Source organism: Streptomyces sp. CNH287 (genome assembly GCF_000424825.1).
The window spans coordinates 21209-36941 of record NZ_AUKQ01000026.1 but is presented as its reverse complement, the minus strand read 5'-3'; the positions used below and the strand labels follow the sequence as shown (position 1 = coordinate 36941).

Annotated in this window: 8 protein-coding genes and 1 pseudogene; 2 read left to right on the top strand and 7 right to left on the bottom strand. The window is 69.1% G+C overall.

Annotation, left to right across the window (positions count from 1 at the left end; all coding sequences use genetic code 11):
* Nucleotides 1–9 precede the first annotated feature (9 nt).
* Genes H299_RS0122330 through H299_RS39275 form a run of 4 tightly spaced genes read right to left on the bottom strand, consistent with a single transcriptional unit; the run spans nucleotide 10 to nucleotide 8924 of the window.
* A complete protein-coding gene (locus H299_RS0122330) occupies nucleotides 10–1074 on the bottom strand; it encodes a phospholipase D-like domain-containing protein (protein ID WP_027750215.1) in 1065 nt (354 codons plus the stop codon).
* On the bottom strand, nucleotides 1071–2885 hold the full coding sequence (locus tag H299_RS0122325) for a hypothetical protein (protein WP_158692373.1): 1815 nt from the start codon (nucleotides 2883–2885) through the stop codon (nucleotides 1071–1073). Before H299_RS0122325 ends, H299_RS0122330 begins: the two co-directional genes overlap by 4 nt.
* Nucleotides 2869–6429, bottom strand: coding sequence for a DEAD/DEAH box helicase family protein (locus H299_RS0122320; protein ID WP_027750213.1), 3561 nt, complete (start codon nucleotides 6427–6429; stop codon nucleotides 2869–2871). The genes H299_RS0122325 and H299_RS0122320 overlap by 17 nt, the downstream gene beginning before the upstream one ends.
* Nucleotides 6426–8924 (bottom strand): DISARM anti-phage system protein DrmE domain-containing protein, encoded by a 2499-nt coding sequence (locus tag H299_RS39275; RefSeq protein ID WP_027750212.1) that lies wholly within the window; start codon nucleotides 8922–8924, stop codon nucleotides 6426–6428. The genes H299_RS0122320 and H299_RS39275 overlap by 4 nt, the downstream gene beginning before the upstream one ends.
* Before the next feature lie 119 nt (nucleotides 8925–9043).
* Between H299_RS39275 and H299_RS35605 the strand changes: the two genes are divergently transcribed.
* The gene (locus H299_RS35605) at nucleotides 9044–11131 is read left to right on the top strand and encodes a DNA methyltransferase (RefSeq protein ID WP_078512941.1); all 2088 of its coding nucleotides are present in this window, start codon (nucleotides 9044–9046) and stop codon (nucleotides 11129–11131) included.
* Between the two features lie 175 nt (nucleotides 11132–11306).
* Here H299_RS35605 and H299_RS0122305 read toward each other — a convergent pair whose 3' ends face one another.
* From H299_RS0122305 to H299_RS0122295, 3 genes are all read right to left on the bottom strand, one after another.
* Nucleotides 11307–12707 (bottom strand): HEPN domain-containing protein, encoded by a 1401-nt coding sequence (locus H299_RS0122305; protein WP_158692372.1) that lies wholly within the window; start codon nucleotides 12705–12707, stop codon nucleotides 11307–11309.
* Between the two features lie 480 nt (nucleotides 12708–13187).
* Complete coding sequence (locus H299_RS0122300; RefSeq protein WP_027750210.1) at nucleotides 13188–13946, bottom strand: helix-turn-helix domain-containing protein; 759 nt, start codon at nucleotides 13944–13946, stop codon at nucleotides 13188–13190.
* 9 nt (nucleotides 13947–13955) lie between these two features.
* A complete protein-coding gene (locus H299_RS0122295; RefSeq protein ID WP_027750209.1) occupies nucleotides 13956–14189 on the bottom strand; it encodes a hypothetical protein in 234 nt (77 codons plus the stop codon).
* A 1082-nt stretch (nucleotides 14190–15271) separates the two neighbouring features.
* On the opposite strand from H299_RS0122295, the pseudogene H299_RS38545 reads away from it, so the two are divergent.
* Nucleotides 15272–15665: pseudogene (locus H299_RS38545) on the top strand (transposase); the annotation flags it as partial.
* Between the last annotated feature and the right edge of the window lie 68 nt (nucleotides 15666–15733).

Below are 15733 nucleotides of genomic sequence, written 5' to 3'. Positions count from 1 at the left end.
TGTCACGAACTACCCGGTGGATCCGGTTTCGCCGCCGCCCACACGAGCGCCGTCTGCCGGCACGTTGGCGTAATCGACCCCGTGAAAGAGCCGGATGCGGCTCTCATCGACGCGGACTCTGGCTGGCCGCAGAGCGTCGTCCGAGAGGCGGCACAGCACGTCCGCTTCGCGGCGGCCGTCCCTGGTGGTGTGCCAGGACCGCAGCTGGCCGAAGCGGCGTTTCCCGTCTGCGGTCTCCACGAGCACGAGCGGGTCCGGTGCGCGTCCCGGCCCCTCGGTGACCTGGGCAAAAAAGCCTTCCTGGCGCAGCCGGGTGCACAGTTCCACCAGTGAGGGTGCCTGGGTGCTTCCCAGTTCCATGCCGATTTCGAAGTGCTCTTGAAGACCGAGGGAGGACAGGTTCGCGCTGCCGAAGTAGCCGGTGGCACGGTCGGCGACCACGAACTTTGCGTGCATGATGCCGGGGTTGGCCCCGGTCCACCAGTACAAGGACGTTCTTCCGTAGTCGGCGCAGTCTTTGACGAGGTCGGTCAGGGGTTGGGCCCGGCTGCTCGGGTCGTGGGCGTAGAAGTGGACGGCGACTTGGCGCTCGGCGACGGCGGGCAGCAGGACCTCGCGCAGCAGGTCGCAGCCGTGGCGGTTCCAGAAGGGGCCACCGATGTGGAGTTCGCTGGTGGCTCCGGCGATGACGTCCTGGACTAGCAGGTCCAGGCGCCGGACGGGGGGCGTCACCAGGTGGGCGGCGGCTCGGGGGGTGGTGAACACCAGGGGGCGCTCGGATGGTGGTGCTGCGGGCGGTGAGTCAAGGCCGTCCAGGACGTCCAGGAGCACCTGGAGTTGGGAGAGGCGGGCAGGGACGAGCCCTGCCAGCCGATCTGAGCCCAGTAGGCCGCACTCGACGGCGAGCTGGCGTACGGCGGTAGCGTGATCGTCTGCGACCCCGTGCACGCGGAGGGCGTCAAGGGTGTCAGCTCTGGCGATCTCCCGTGTCCATTCGGCGGCTGCCGCGTAGCTGCCCGCGAGGCGCTCCAGGAGTTGGGCGAGCGGGACCAACGGTCGCAGGTCGTCGGTCATGTGTGGCTCGAGGCGGCGGTGTGGCGGAGGAACTCTGCGGCGAGGCCCCGGTCGAGGTCGTCGTTGAACAGCTGGCAGCCGAATGTGAGGTAGACGCAGCGTTCGCAGCAGCGTGGTGAGGACTGATGGCACAGCGGGTTGTTCTCGCAGCTGAGCACCGAGTCGGCGGTGCTCTCCAGCCAGCTGAGTACGCGGTTGCTGAGCAGGGTCCATAGTGATCCGAGGGTGAATTCACGGACGTTGTCGGCGTAGATGGCGACGGTGAGTGCCTTCGTGACAACCCATTCGGCGAGCGTGTTCTCGGCTAGTCCTACTTGGCCGTCGTCCAGGGACCGAAGCAGGAGGTGGCCGAGGGTGTGGATGACCGTGTGTACGGTTGCTGCCGCGCGGGCGGCTACCGGGTTGTCCTGGTCTGTGAACAGTTCCAGCAGCCGCCGACGGGCCGCCGATTCGTCTTCGGCCGTCCCGACGGCGAGTCCTTTGGTGTTCAGGAATGACAGGACGGAACGTGCGGAGAAGGTGACCAGGAGGGCTTCGGTGTCCGATGCTGCGACATAGACCGGGTACTTTCCGTCGTGGTGGTACTTGTTGTGGAAGCCGGTCAGGACACCCCGCTCGGGCTCGTGCTCTTCTCTGGTGTAGCCGAAGGCGACTCGGGCTACGGGGAACTCCCAGGTGACCGCGATCTCTGCGATCCCCAAGGTGCGGGCCTGCTCGCGGGCGCGTTCCGTGGTCTGCTGGGCCAGCCGGTCTTGGAGCTCGGCGAAGCGTGCGCACTGGTCGTCGAGGGTGATGCGCTGGATCTGGGCGGGGTCGAAGACGGCTGCGCGTTCCACGAAGGGGCGGTCTGCACCGAGCAGTTCCCACCGCGCGTTATCGGCGTCCGTACTGGGCAGAGCAGCCAGGCCGCTCTCCTCGGGGCCCATCATTCTTCGGATCTGCTCGATTGCCTCCTCCCCCATATGGATCTGGCGCAGTTGTTGTTCTTTTTGCTGCCATTCCTGCGGGGACAGGCGCGGCACCGTGACGGTCTGGGCGGCGTCGCCGAGGCCCTGGGCCGTAGAGTCGATCAGGTTGAGGTAGTGGGCGGCCGCGATCCGGCCGCGCTGGGGGTGGCGCTGGTACTGCCGGAACTCGGAGTTGTCGATGTTGACGAGTTGGAGGGCGTGGACCTGGTAGGCGCGGGTGTCGTTGAACGTCCTTGCCCGCATCATGGCTCGGCCGGCGGCGTCCTTCCATTCGCAGCCGCAGGGGGACTGCGAGGTGCCCTGGAGCTTCGCGCCGCCGCAGCCTGGGCCGACGCAGCGCCAGAGGGCGGTGACGAAGCTTCCCGTGTTCTCAAACACGATGTGGTCGTAGCTATGCGCGGGAACACGGCACTTGGGCACGTACATGGGGCGGATGCGTCCGCAGTTGTGTGCGTTGAAGTACGGGAGCTGCCGCAGCGGTGCGCTGCAGGTGCGGCACCGGGGGTCGGCCGCGAGTTGCTGGGCCTTCACGTAGGTGCGCACGCGGCGGCAGGAGCGGCGGACGCATTCGAGGACGAGCGGGAATACCTCGAAGCGGACGAGGTCGGGACTGACCAGGACGAAATTCTGCCGTAGTCGGCCCTGCGGCACGGGCAGGGCGGCTCTGGCGTCTTCGCTCCAGCGCTCCAGGTAGCGGGAGATTTCGTCGTAGATGACGTCTTCGTTGAGTTTTTTGACCACGTCCCCGTCGACTGCCTGGACCCTGCCTCGCAGCCGCTGTTCGTGGCGGAAGACCGCACCGGGCAGGAAGGCGGTCATGGCCTGGCTACGGCTGCGGTTCATCCTCGCCCCCCTTGCTGTCGGCGGTGTTGGTGGCGAGCGCTTTGAAGGCGTCCTGGCTGCTGGTCAGTGACTGGAACTCTGTGCTCTTGTCGATGTCGCGGAAGCTGGTGAGCGGCTGTTGGAGGAACAGGTAGGCGGTGCGCTTTTCCTCTGCGCCCTTGTTGAGGTTGGGGCGTTCCTCCTGCCGCCAGGTGTCCATGATCCGCGCAACGAGGTCGTTCTCCAGGCCGCGCCCGTTGACGCCCTCCACACGCTCGCGATAGCAGGCTGGGATGCGTCGTTCCAGCCAGGGGTCGAGAAGTGGTCGTTGGGCGCTCCACCAGCGCTTGAAGTCTTTGGAGTAGTCAGCTCCTTCCGGTGGTGGCTTCAGCGCGGGGTCGCGGGCGGCGTCGTGGAGCAGCGCCAGCACGATGCCAGGCAGGGTGCGTCGGGCTGCGAAGTAGGCGTACTTGTTGACGGGCACGGGGGTGACCATGCGGTCGAGCAGGCGGTGGTAGCTCAGGAAGTTGGAGAACATGGAGCGTTCGCGGCGCGAGACGGGGTCGTAGACGGTGACGACGAGGCCTGCGTGGGTCCGCCCGGCCCGGGCGGTGACCTGGATGTAGTCGGCGGCGGTCGGCGGCATGCCGGCCAGGACCAGGAGGTTGAGACGCTCGAGGTCCACCCCGTGGCTGAGCACGCTGGTGCCGACCAGGGCGCGCAGCCGCTCTCCTCGCGGGGTGTCCAGGTGCTCGCGTTGGACCCGGGCGATGGCCGCGGCGAGGTCGGGGACCGGGACTTCGCCGGTGAGCACCGCGTGCACGACGCGGTCGAGTCCGGCGTGCTGCAGGTCGTCGGAGAGCTGGCCGAGCTCCTCGTCGAGCTGGGTGCCGTGCTGCTTGCTGTTCACATAGGCCAAGGAGACCTCGTACGGGAAGAGGAGCCGTGGGAGTTCCGAGTCGGGTAGCCCGTGCAGGGCGAGGCGCTCACGCAGGGCCTTGGGCTCCTCCTGGAGCCGGGCGATCTCGGTGAGGAGCTCGCCCTGCACGATCGCGGCGACATCGGCTTTGCGGCGCTTGTGCGGGAGCACGCCGATGTGAACGCGCCGGAAGTCGGGCCGGGTGGTGGTGTAAAAGCTCTCGCCGAGTGTCCATCCCGGTGCGGGGAAGGCGCGGGGGCGGCGGCCGTAGAGCTGGCGGAGCTGGTCCTGGTACTGCTCGATGGTGGCGGAGGCGCCCAGTATCTTGCTGGGCAGGCCGCTGCCTGCTCCTGACTGGAGTTCGGCGATCATGCCTTCGTAGTGCGCGTTGAACGCGCCGAGCTCCTCCTTGAGGAGGTGCATCTCGTCCTGCACTGTCAGTGCCGGTACCGGGTCCTTGATCGGGCGGGCCGGCGGGTAGCCCTGGCTCGGCGCGGTGCAGTGGCTCGGTCCGGCCAGGCAGGCTCCAAAACGCGGGAAGGAGAAGTAGCCGTGCTCGGCGCAGCGGTGTCTCGGTCCGTGCTGGAACGCGGTGAACTCGGGGAACCAGCTGTGCCCGGTGAGTTTGTCGACGGTGGAGATGACGATCGCGGGCAGGGTGCGATAGACCTCGACGTCGCTCACGTGCAGGGGCAGGATCCGCTTGCAGGCGGCGCACTCGTGGTGCAGACGGACCGCGTCGGTGTCCAGGCGCAGCCGTACGCTGTCGCGCTCGCAGTAGGGGCAGGTGATCACGAGCCGGTCGCGCAGGTGGTCTTCGGCGAAGGTCCCCGTCCGGGTGGCGGCGGCCTCGGTCTCCCAGCCGCGCCACCAGCCCCGCTCCCAGTGGAGGTCGTTGGGGCTGCCCGCCCCGCCGGCCAGGTAGCCGAGCGCGAAGGGGTCGTCGTGGGGGGATCCGATCCCGCGCTCGGCGCGGAGTTCTTCGGCGGCGATCAGCATGCGCAGGGTGCGGTCGAGTTGCTGCACGCTGAGCATGCGCAGCGGGAAGCGCAGCCAGGCGGTGACCCCTGCGTGTTTTCCTCGCAGCCGGTCGTAGAACAGGGCCGTGAGGATCAGTCCCAGGTATGCCTCGGTCTTCCCGCCGCCTGCGGGGAACCACAGTACGTCGGTGTGGTCGAGTTCAGCGCGCAGGTCTGCCCGCTGCGGGTGTTCGCGCACGGCGAGTGCCGGCAGGTGGGAGACGATGTAGACCAGCTGGAAGAGACGCCAACTGTCGTATGGGCGGCCGTCGTTGACGCGGGCGAAGACCTCGTTGGCGAGCTGGAAGGCGCGCTTGAGGTCCGGGTCCAGGTCCAGGCACTCGCGGCCGAGGCCGAACCGCCTGGCCTCGTCGTCGAACTGGGCGCGGTCGGCTTCGATGGCCTTGTGGTGCGGCAATTGCTCAGCAGCACGGCAGGCTGTGGCGAACTCCCGGGCGTAGCGGGCCATCGCGACCTCGACGGAGTCCAGGATCGGGGCCGGGTCGTCGGCGAGCTCACGCCACCGCGGGTGCCGCACCCCGGCTTGGCGAGGCACGACGGTGCGTTGGACGTGGACGGGCAGGGTCTCGGTCCGCAGGCCGACGCCGTGGGGAACTGCTGCGCAGCCGGTGCCGCGACCGATCACCTCCGCCAGTTCCTCCAGGCGGTAGTCACGTGGGGCGAGGTGGAAGCGCTGAGGCACGATGCTGATGCCGTCCCCGGGCAGGACCGCGAAGCGGCAGTCGTACACGGAGAGGTCCTGCCAGTCGCTCTGCGCCGTGTCGCTCTGGTTGTGCAGGGAGACGCGTATGAGGTGGTCGCCGCCGTCCAGGGCCTGGGCGTGCGCGGACAGCACCAGCTGGGGCGCGCAAGGGGCCGCGTCGCGGTCCAGCAGTGCCGCGACGTGGTGGTGGAATGCCTCCTCGTCGGCCATGGCCTCGGCGGGGAGCACGTTGCGCCTGCGCCGCCCCTGGCGACCCTGCGGCCCCGCGGTGAGCGGGCGACGGGCCTCGGGGCGGGCGAAGTGCGCGTCCACCGCGCGGCGGACCGCCCGGTCCAGCACCTGCTGGGCCTCGCTGAGCGCGGGCGGATCGAGGTCGCCTTCCCCGAGCGGCACTTCAATCACCAGGTCCGGCACGTGAACGTCGTGGCGGCGCCAGACGCCCAGCAGCTCTCCCGGCCGGGCCTGTGCGCCGGAGGGGCCTTCGTCGCCGCGCAGGTACTCCATATGCTCGGCGTAGCTGGCGATGTCTTCCAGGTAGAGGGCGAATCGGCAGTGGACGGCGAGTTGCGCGGTCCTGCGGCCGGGGATGGTGCCCACCCGGAAGTCGAGTGCCAGGACCGGGGGCGCTTGGGTGCCGCGTAGGGACTCAACGGGCCGGCGGATCGGGTCGCCCGTCGCCTCGTCTGGTGCCGATAGGTGTCGCGGCGGGACCGCGACGGCGGGCAGCACTCCGACGACCACGTGGTCGCGTGGTGTCCACGGGGGTTTGTGCGGGGCGCCGCTGCGGTCGGCGAGCCTGTCGGCGAGGACCTGCGTCAGGTGGTCGATCAGCGCCGTCTCCCGCTGATTGTCCGCAGCGCTGTCGGGGTGCGGCGCCAGCGGGTTGTTGCGGGCATCGTTCACGGCGCCTCCTGTGGTGAGCTGCTTGCGCTGCGGGGGCCTGGCACGCGGCCCAGGACGGTTGTGGACACGCTCTTCTGGCCGCCGACGCTGCGGACGACGACCAGGGCGAACTCCTCGAGGACCTCTGAGACGTCGATCCCGGAGCACAGTGTCTTCAGCTGGCGCAGCGCGGGGCCTTCCGTGCCCCGTGCGGCCTCGGTCATCGCCGCCGCCGCGGTGTGGCCCAGCGCCCGGTGTAAGCGGCGTAGTTCCTCCGCCATACGGGCCAGGCGCTGCCAGGTGCCTCCTGCGGTCAGGCGGGTGTCCCGGGCCAGCAGGGCAACCCGGTGGATGTCTTGCGGGTCCTCCGGGGCGATGACGCTGCCGTCGGCCCATTTGCTCACGGCCTGCCATGACGAGACCTCGCTCCCGAGGTTCTTCAGGGCGGTGAGCACGTTTGGCCACGACCCTCGTTGCTCGTGCACGGTGGTGATGGCCTGGCGGAAGAAGCCGATCATCGTGTCCATGGCGGTCACTTCGGCGCTGTCGTGCATCACCATGACGAGCCGGTCGTGGAGTCTGGACTGCCCGTCGCCGCGTGCGCGCAGGAGCCGGCTGCCGGGGGTGAGTGCGGTCACGGGCACCCTGGCGTAGCGCTGGCCGATGAGGACGTCGACCTGCTCGTCGCTGCGCAGCCAGAGCACTGCCCCTTCGGGTTCGGTGAGCACGGCCGTGGCCGGCACCGGGTCGTCCGCGGCCGCCACCGCTGTGGCGCTGCGGCCGGGGTCCGCCGAGGTGCCGATGGCCCTGGCCGGGGCGTCGTAGTCCTCGAAGAGCGCTGAGAGGTCGAGGGCGAGCCGACTGTCGTGCTGGGGCGGCTCTTCTGGTGCGGTGGACGGTCTGGAGAGGTCGACGGGGCCGTACGCGACGGGCAGCGGGGGCGTCACCCGCTCTGGTACCTCGCCCAGCCTCAGCACCGCGGCGGTCTGGCGTATCTGCTCGTGCCAGCCGTGCAGCGCGCGGTTGGCTGAACGCTCCAGCCAGGTGTACTCGCTTTGCTCTACAACGGCGAGGTGTTCATCGGCAGCACCGGAGAACAGCACGCCGGTGCGTGAGGCCGCGGGAACACCAAGGTGGAGCTCGAGCCTCGGCGAGGCGTCCCAGGGCAGGCGTTCCGTATAGGGCATCACATGCAGCGTTCCGGCTCCCCTGCTGGCGGCGGGCCCGGACCGGGGAGCGAGCAGCAGGGAGTCGGCGTCACCGCCGAGCGTGTCGGCCAGCTCCTCGGCGACAGCGGCGGCGGCAGAGCGGGAGCGGGTGCGGACGAGAACGGGGACGTCTGCCCGGTCGGCCCGTGCCCAGGCGATCAGCGCAAGCAGCAGGTCCCGGCGGGGGTTGTCGTCGTAGAGCAGTTCATACAGGTCCAGCACGCTGCGCCGGAGGTCGGGCCATTGGGTTTCGCGGAACAGCCCCCACGGCCCGGCCCGGCCCTCCAATGTCCCGCGGGACACCGACCGGGCCAGCGTCCGTGCGCCGCTGCCGCGCCCCATCAGCACCTGCCAGGCGTCTTGCTTTCCGATCGAACCCCAGCTGCACCACAGCAGGTTGAGCAGGCGCACGGCGTCGGCGATCGGCTGCGGCCAGGGCTCCGACGTGTGGATACGCCGTGCTGCAACCACACCCGCCACGACGGTCCGGTACAGCTCGGCGAGCTGCTCGTGGCGGTATACCGCCACGCTTGGTGCGGCTGCCGGGCGATGGGCGAGGAGGGCGTTGCTGGTCAGGGGGCCGTATGCGGAGCGGTGTCCGAGGGTGTGCCGCACGTCGGTGCGCAGCGCGGGAGTCCACGGCCATTGGGTCCAGGCCCTGCTGCTGCCCGGCTGGGTGCCCAGGTCGGCGACGCCTACGACGCGAGCGGCGTCGTGCTCGCTCGCCCAGGCCAACGCGCGCTCCCAGGACTGGTCGTTGGCCATGCTGGTGCGGTCGATGACGACGGTGCCGACGCTGCTCCCCAGCGAGGGCCTGCCGAGCGCGGTGTTGAGGTAGAACAGTCCCGAGGGCGAGTCGACAGCCCTGGTGATCCTTCCTTGGAGGTCAACAACCCGCCCGTCACCGCGGATTCTCTGCATGCGCAGGGCTCGCGAGAGGTTCTGTCGGCCGATCGCGAGCTGTGCCAGCCGTACGGTGACGTTGGTGCGCAATCCGACGACAACCACCGGTCCGTCAGGGACCGGACAGGGCGATCCGCCGGTCAGCTCTGCGCCGCGCCGTATGAGCTGGAGGTAGATCCCGATCAGCACGGCCAGGTCGTGCCGCCCGCGCGGGAGTCCCAGGTACACGCTGTGTTGGTCGCTCGATAAGGCGCGGGACAGCAGGGTCAGGGTGGCGCGGTCCAGTGGACCGAGATCGACGGTGCGGCCGCGGTCCGTCATACGAAGGGCCTGCACGCGCTCGAAGAAGTCGGCCGGGTCTGCGTCGGGAGGGACGAGACAGTCCAGATACGTCACGCGTGCCATCACCCACCTGGTATCCCCCCACTACCTGCCGTTACAGTAACGCACGTTGACAGGCCGTCACCTGCTCCTGCCCAATCCGAGGGCGGTGGATCCGGGTTCGGACCACCGGGGGCGTACACATGAACGAGAAGCCAGGGGCGGGCCTTCCCCCGGTGTCACTTCTCGAGGCCGGGCCGGCGCCAGTGGAGTGGAGCCGGATCGCCGAGCACGAGTCGTGGCGCAAGGAGGTGCACCGGCCCGCGACCTACGTGCACAAGTGGTGGGCGAGGCGCCTGGGCAGCGTCGCACGCCACTTACTGTTGGCTGCGGTGTCCGGGCCGGACGACTCTGTTGCGGACGCCGCGGCCAGGCTGCGGGGGCTCGTCGTCTATGATCCATTCGCCGGATCGGGCACCACCCTTGTCGAGGCGGCCAAACTCGGGGCCGCCGTTGTCGGTCGCGACATCAATCCCGTCGCGACGCTCACCCAGCGGCAGGCGCTGCAGCCATGGGATCTAGAGGTGCTCGCGGACCTCTTCGGGCAGGTCGTCAGGAAGTGCGCCCGTCCCGTCCAGGAACTGCACCGCACCGTCTCCAACGAGCCGGTCCTGCACTACTTCTGGGTGGCCCTCGCGTACTGCCCGGAGTGCGGCGAGGACGTGGAGCTCTTCACCACCCGGGTCTTCGCCCGCCATGCGTACCCGCGCCGATTCCCCCGCGCCCAGGCCGTATGCCCGGGCTGCCGAGGCATCTGCGTCACCGACTTGAGCAAGGACGAGAGGGGGCACTGCCCCGCCTGCGGCATGACCTTCCCGCTCCAAGGGGCCGCCCGCGGAAGGTTCATGACATGTCGTCACGGGCACCGCACCCCTGTCATTGCTGCGCTGAACGGCGCCGTCCCGGAGCGGCGCATGTACGCGAAGCTGGTGCTGCGCGCCGACGGCCAGCGTGAGTACCGGGCGATCGACGACTTCGACCTCTGCCTGTACGACAAGGCGGCGAAGTCCCTCGCCGACACATCGCCCGATGAGCTCGTCCGCCCGCTCGGCGCGCTGGAGGAAGGCGTCAGCACCATCCAGGCGCTGCGCTGGGGGTACGACTCCTGGGAGCGGTTCTTCAACGAGCGCCAGCGTTACAGCCTCGGACTGATCGGCGCGGCGCTGCGCGATCTGCCCGGGGCTTCCGCGGAACGCGAGGCGCTCATCGCATCGTTCGGCAGAACCGTCGAACACCACAACCTGTTCTGCTCCTACAAGGGGGAGGGTACCGGCCCGGTCCGCTCGGTCTTCCACAACCACGTACTGCGACCGGAGAGGTGCAGCGTCGAAGGAGACCCCTGGGGCGCCCAGGGGGGATCGGCTGGGTTCTCCGGGGTGCTCACCCGGCTGCACAAAGCGGCCCAGTACAAGAGCACCCCGCTGGACTTCAAGGCCGAGGCCGACCGGATCCTCGCCGTCGACCAGTCCTCGCTGCCCGTCGCCCGCCCCCTGAGCACGACGTGGCACCAGTTCGTGCGGAATCCCACAACGGCCTACACCACTACCGGCGACGCCTCGCGCACGGACCTCCCCGACGACAGCGTGGACCTCATCGTCACCGACCCCCCCTACGTCGACAACGTCCACTACTCGGAACTGGCCGACTTCTTCCACGCCTGGCTCAGCGCCATGCGCCCCTACCAGGGCTACCCGGACATGCCCAGCACCCGGGCCGTCCAAGAAGTACAGAACGCCGCCCCTGATGGATTCCAAGCCACCGCAGCCCGCGTCTGGCGCGAGTGCCGACGCGTCCTCAAGCCCGGCGGCCGCCTCCTATTCAGCTTCCACCAGTCGCAGACCACGGGCTGGTGCGCTCTGATGCGGTCGCTGTCCGACGCCGGCTTCACCGTTACCACCACCCGCGCCGTGATCGCCGAAGTGGCGACCAGTCTCTCCAAGACCGCAGCGGCGGAGCCCAACCGCATAGACGTCATCGTGCTGTGCCGGGACGCTGCCGGCACGTCTGCCGGGGCAACCCCCGACCTCGACCAGGCCGCCGCGCAGGCGCTGTCGGAAATCCAGGGCCTTAGGGGAGCCGGGCTGCGGGTAGGTCCCGGCGATGTCCGCACCGCCGTACGCGCCGCGGTCCTCGCGGCGGGAACACGCCAGGCAGCCGCCGACTGGGAGACCCTGCAAGCAGAGGCAGACCAGCGAGCCACGGCGGCGGTAGCGGAATTCAGCACCACCTGACTCCCCCGGTGCCGGTGCCAGTCACATCCCGGCCTGGCCCCCGCCAGCGAGGAGGACCGAGTACGGCCCCAGCACGCGGACCACCCGCCGGCGACTGCCCTCGCACTGCTGCCAGTCGCCTGCCGAGGAACAGCGGGCCGCGTCGCACTGCTCACGACCGGCACTGTGGTCCGGCTCAGAGCCCGAGGCGGTCCTGCGGCGGCGTTGCGCGGAAGAAGGCACGCAGGGGTTCGTCGATGGCGCGTTCGCGGCCGGTGCCGGCAGCAGCAGCGTCGAGGAGGGGTGCGAGGTCTTCAGTGTCGCAGGGGGTGAGGACGAGCCAGCGCAGAACAACCTGCCGCACGATCAGCCTGAGGTCACGCAGGGCGGCCAGTTTCTCGCTCTCCTCCTGGTCCTTGAGGACGTCCCCGTGCACGTACTTGGAGCGCGCGCTATACGCCTCCTGCACAATTGTCTCGACCTGCTGGCGCAGGGACGGGGTAAGAAACAGGGCGGCTGCACGGGACCGGATCCTTTCGCTGACGCCCTCGTGCTTGTCCTCGGGGCTAGCCATCAGGGCTTCCAGCGTGATGACGTAGTCTAGGTGCAGCTCGTCAGCCTCCTGCTCCCACACGCCGTAGTCGCTGTGAGTGCGCTGGTGGGCCTGCAGCAGGTGCCGGGCCGCGCGCTCCAAGCGCAGGGCGCGCCTCCTGGGCAGCCTTCGGCTGCTGGTGGCGCCGTCCATGACGGCGTCGATCATTGCGGTCACGGCGGCGCAGAAGGCTTGCAGGCGCGGGAGTTGCGCCGGGGTGACGTCGAAGCTGCCAATCTCGCGGACCTCGACTTCCTCCTGCCTGCCGTCATGGTCCTCGTAGATCTGGAGGGTGGTGGGCACGTGGTTTGGGTGCAGCCCGAACTCGCGGCCGCACTCAACGTCGAACACCGCGTCGACATACAGGAGTTCGGGACTCCACAGGATCAGCGGCAGCAGCGCCCTCCAGTGCCGGGCCTCCGGCCGCGGGCCGGTGAAATCGAACCAGGGCGCGCCACTGCGGTCCGACGCACGGTCCGGATCGGGGGCGTGGACGAACGGCGCACCAGCCAGGAGACGGAGGTCGAGCCCGCCCGGCTGAAGGCCGTAAAGGGCGGGCATCGGGCCCAACTGCCTCAGCTCGTCGGCGGTGAAGGTCTGCAGGGTGTACCGGCCCAGCGGGATCCGTGTCCCCTCGGGGAGGTCGCCAGTCAGCAACAGCCAGTCCTCCACTGCTGGCGCGGGCGCCGTGCAGAAGGCGACGAAGCTGTCCGCAACCTCTTCCACCGGCACCGTCGCCCCCTGGGCAACCAGACGGGTTGCATCCCCCAGCCCTGATCCGCTCAGGAGCGTGGACCATCGAGGCGCCCAGTCGTCATCGGCCTTGCCGTACAGGTCGCGGTGTTCGGATTTCGGCGCGGCGCCCGCCACGGCGTTGATCACGGCATCGAACTCCGGCTGCGTCGACAGTGCTACATCGGTGATTGCCTGGGGTATCGAGGGCAGGTCCCGTGCCTGTTCAAGCCAGGCGAGGACGGCCTGACGCAGTAGGGAGGTGTCTTCCATGCGGTACGAAAATAGCGCACCCTCGCCGCCCGCCAGACCCGACACCAGGCCACAGCTCCCGGCCTGAGCGGCCGTTACCTACGTTGGCCGACGTGGGGCGGCACCGGCGGTTACGTGCACCCCGCGGTCCTCAGCCCCCGGCCTCGCGGAGGCCGATGATGGCGATCTGGACTGGACTCCCTCGTGCAGAACGCGGTGTCGCGGTGCGATGCCCCCGGCGCAGCGCGCGAGCGTTTCAGCAAACCCGGGCCGCTCGCTGTACCGCGCGCGGCCCACGGGCTCAGGCGGCCGAGCCGGGCACGCCGTCGACTGCCCAGTACGTCCTCATGTAGGGGGCGTGCCAGGGCCACGTCCTGGAACACGCACCGGGCATCAGCGGACTCGGCCGCACCCACCCACCGACCGCCGCTGACGGTCGCGTTCGGCGTCGCCTGCGGGGGCCTCTAGGTCGAGGCCGCCCACTGGCGTGCTCAATCGCTCTTACCCGGTAGTCGCGACACCGAGCTTCAGCCGCCTTCCGTTCTTGTTGGCAGGGCGGCCGCGAGCGATCTGCGAACGCTGCGCGTCCGCGTTGCTCGTCGAACGGTCCCGGTCTGACGGGGGCTTGCGTTCGATCCGGTGGTTCCACTCGTTGGGCTTGTGCAGGTTCTTGAAGAGTTCGTTGTCGTACCAGGAGTGCCTCTTGTCCCACACCCGGGACAGAGCGTCCACCCAGTCCTGGTGCTCACGCTCGGGCACGTCACAGACCGTGAGGAAGGCCAGCATCTGGTCCTTGCTGAGCATCGTGGTGCCGTCGAGCACGCGGCGCATCGTGCTACGCGGCAGACGCCCCAGGCCCGCCCGGCGTTCCATCTCGCGCAGTGGCATCGCACCGGCCCGGTGGTACATCTCGCGCAGAGCGGCACGTAGTTCCGCCGCGTTCTCGACCAGTCGGGGTCGGGGCGCGCTGCCGAGCGCAAGCGCAGCGCTGTGCTCCACGGCGCGCGCGTGGCGCCAGCGGCGACGGGCCTGCTCCAACGGTTGGCCGCAGGCCACGGCATACGCCTCCGCCACCGACAGGCGCGGGACGCGCTTGCCGCTCGCAGCGCGCTGCAGCGTGGTGGCCGAGTACGCGTTGCCGGTCCTCGCCGCGAGCTCGACATACGTGAGCTGGGCGTTGGTACGGATCTCTCGCAGCCACCCGGCGAGAGCCAGGAGACCCAGGTTGAGCGTGGCGATCGGCTTCTCAGGACGTCCCATGACGCCCCCTCAAACCTTCGGCAGGGGCAGCGGGACCCGGCGGCCGAAGCGCAGTGTCACCACGGCCCCCACCGCGATCAGACCGGCACCGGCGAGCAGTCGGAGGACGGTGCCCGGATCCATGCCGCCCCACGCGAGTGCGACGCTGGTCAGGACGATGACGATGATGACGGCGGTCTCGGTTCCGGTGAGACGGTGCGGGGCGGGCGTACGACCCCCCGCGGCATGGCGTTTGCGGCTCATGCGGACTCCCTGTTGTTGATCAGGCGGCTGCACTCGTGGGTGCTGCCGCCGGCGGCTGCGGACTCCTCACCACACCTGGACGGTGACACGTCCAAGGGGTCTAAGTGCATGGTGCCCTACCGCCTTGCAGGGACCCCAGCAGTTGATGCGTCCACGGGCCCCTTAGCAGTCCTGTTAGCTGGCTCCGTAAGCAATCCACGCGGATCAGCCCCGCTGACCTGCAATATTCTGGCGCGGTGTACGGAACCCCGTACAGTTGATGCACCTGCGACCCAGCTTCGGCACGGCGAGCTTGCACCCCCGTAGGCAGGGATGCGACGCTCCATGACAGGTTCCAACTCCCCGGCGGCTGCGGACTCCTCCCTACCAAACGGGCCAGAACCTTCGGGCACCGGCGTGCGTGACAGCACCCGTCCCAACCGTGAGGGCCGACCTGCTCCAGGTCGGCCCTCTGCCATGCCGTGGAGACGGCGAAAGACAGCACCCTGTTGTGCGCGGGAGCTCGTGCGGTCAGGCAGCGAAGCCCACACTCGTACAGAACTCGTAGGCCCCGTACCGGGATCCCAGGTCGGGCAGGATGCCGTCGGTCCAGGCCCGCCGCGTCGCCGGCCGCCCAGGCGCCCAGATGCAACCGGGCGAGATCGCCCAGGAGTTCACCGACCGGGCGCTCGGGCCTCGCTGACGTCATGTCCACAGCCCAGGAGCGGGCACTGACACCCGCCGGGAAACGGTATGACGGGCACCTTGCACGAGGCCAGCCAACCATCTTGTCACCTACGACCATGCCCGCAGCCGCGCTCTCGGCCCACCTCACTCCCCCACACCACCACCCCCCTGACCAGCACAGACTCGCTCCGCCTGATCCACCCGGCAATAGCGAATCCTTCGACGATCACTGGATTCCGGAACGATCACTGACCTCGCACTTCAGAGGGCTCTTTGGCTCTTGGACCTCCACGGAAACCCCAGCTCAGATCGATCCGCCAGGACGGCTCGGGATCCTGCAACGATCACTAGATCAGCAGCTCAACGCATCACTCATGCAGTGATCCTTCGTGGATTTGTCAAAGATCGCCGAACTTCTCAAGCCCCTCTACACCGCGGCAACCGAAAAAGCCGCGCTCGAGCGGTTCGCGGGGTTCGCCGACGCGTGGGGCACGAAGTATCCGGCGACCGTCCGGCTCTGGGAGAACGCCTGGGAGGAGTTCACTCCCTTCCCCCAGTTCGACACCGAGATCCGCCGCGTCGTCTGCACGACGAACGCCATCGAATCGGTGAACGCCCCAACCTCGGCGGGCAGTCAAGGCTCGCGGGCACTTCCCGAACGAGCAGGCCGCCGTGAAGTGCCTCTACACGGCGATCATGTCGCTGGACCCGGCCGGCAAGGGCCAGGCCCGCTGGACCATGCGCTGCAAGACCGCCCTGAACGCCTTCGGTATCACCTTCGACGGCCGCCTCTCCGCAGCCCGCCAGTAACCCTCAACAATCCTAGCTACACGCTCCTTTGACAGACCCGACGGTTGTGGCGGCTCTGGCAGCTTGGC

Excerpts from the sequence above, each read along its gene's own strand:
- H299_RS0122330 (WP_027750215.1), bottom strand. The coding sequence starts at position 1,074 with ATGACCGACGACCTGCGACCGTTGGTCCCGCTCGCCCAACTCCTGGAG.
- H299_RS0122325 (WP_158692373.1), bottom strand. The coding sequence starts at position 2,885 with ATGAACCGCAGCCGTAGCCAGGCCATGACCGCCTTCCTGCCCGGTGCG.
- H299_RS39275 (WP_027750212.1), bottom strand. The coding sequence starts at position 8,924 with ATGGCACGCGTGACGTATCTGGACTGTCTCGTCCCTCCCGACGCAGAC.
- H299_RS35605 (WP_078512941.1), top strand. The coding sequence starts at position 9,044 with ATGAACGAGAAGCCAGGGGCGGGCCTTCCCCCGGTGTCACTTCTCGAG.
- H299_RS0122305 (WP_158692372.1), bottom strand. The coding sequence starts at position 12,707 with ATGGAAGACACCTCCCTACTGCGTCAGGCCGTCCTCGCCTGGCTTGAA.
- H299_RS0122300 (WP_027750210.1), bottom strand. The coding sequence starts at position 13,946 with ATGGGACGTCCTGAGAAGCCGATCGCCACGCTCAACCTGGGTCTCCTG.
- H299_RS0122295 (WP_027750209.1), bottom strand. The coding sequence starts at position 14,189 with ATGAGCCGCAAACGCCATGCCGCGGGGGGTCGTACGCCCGCCCCGCAC.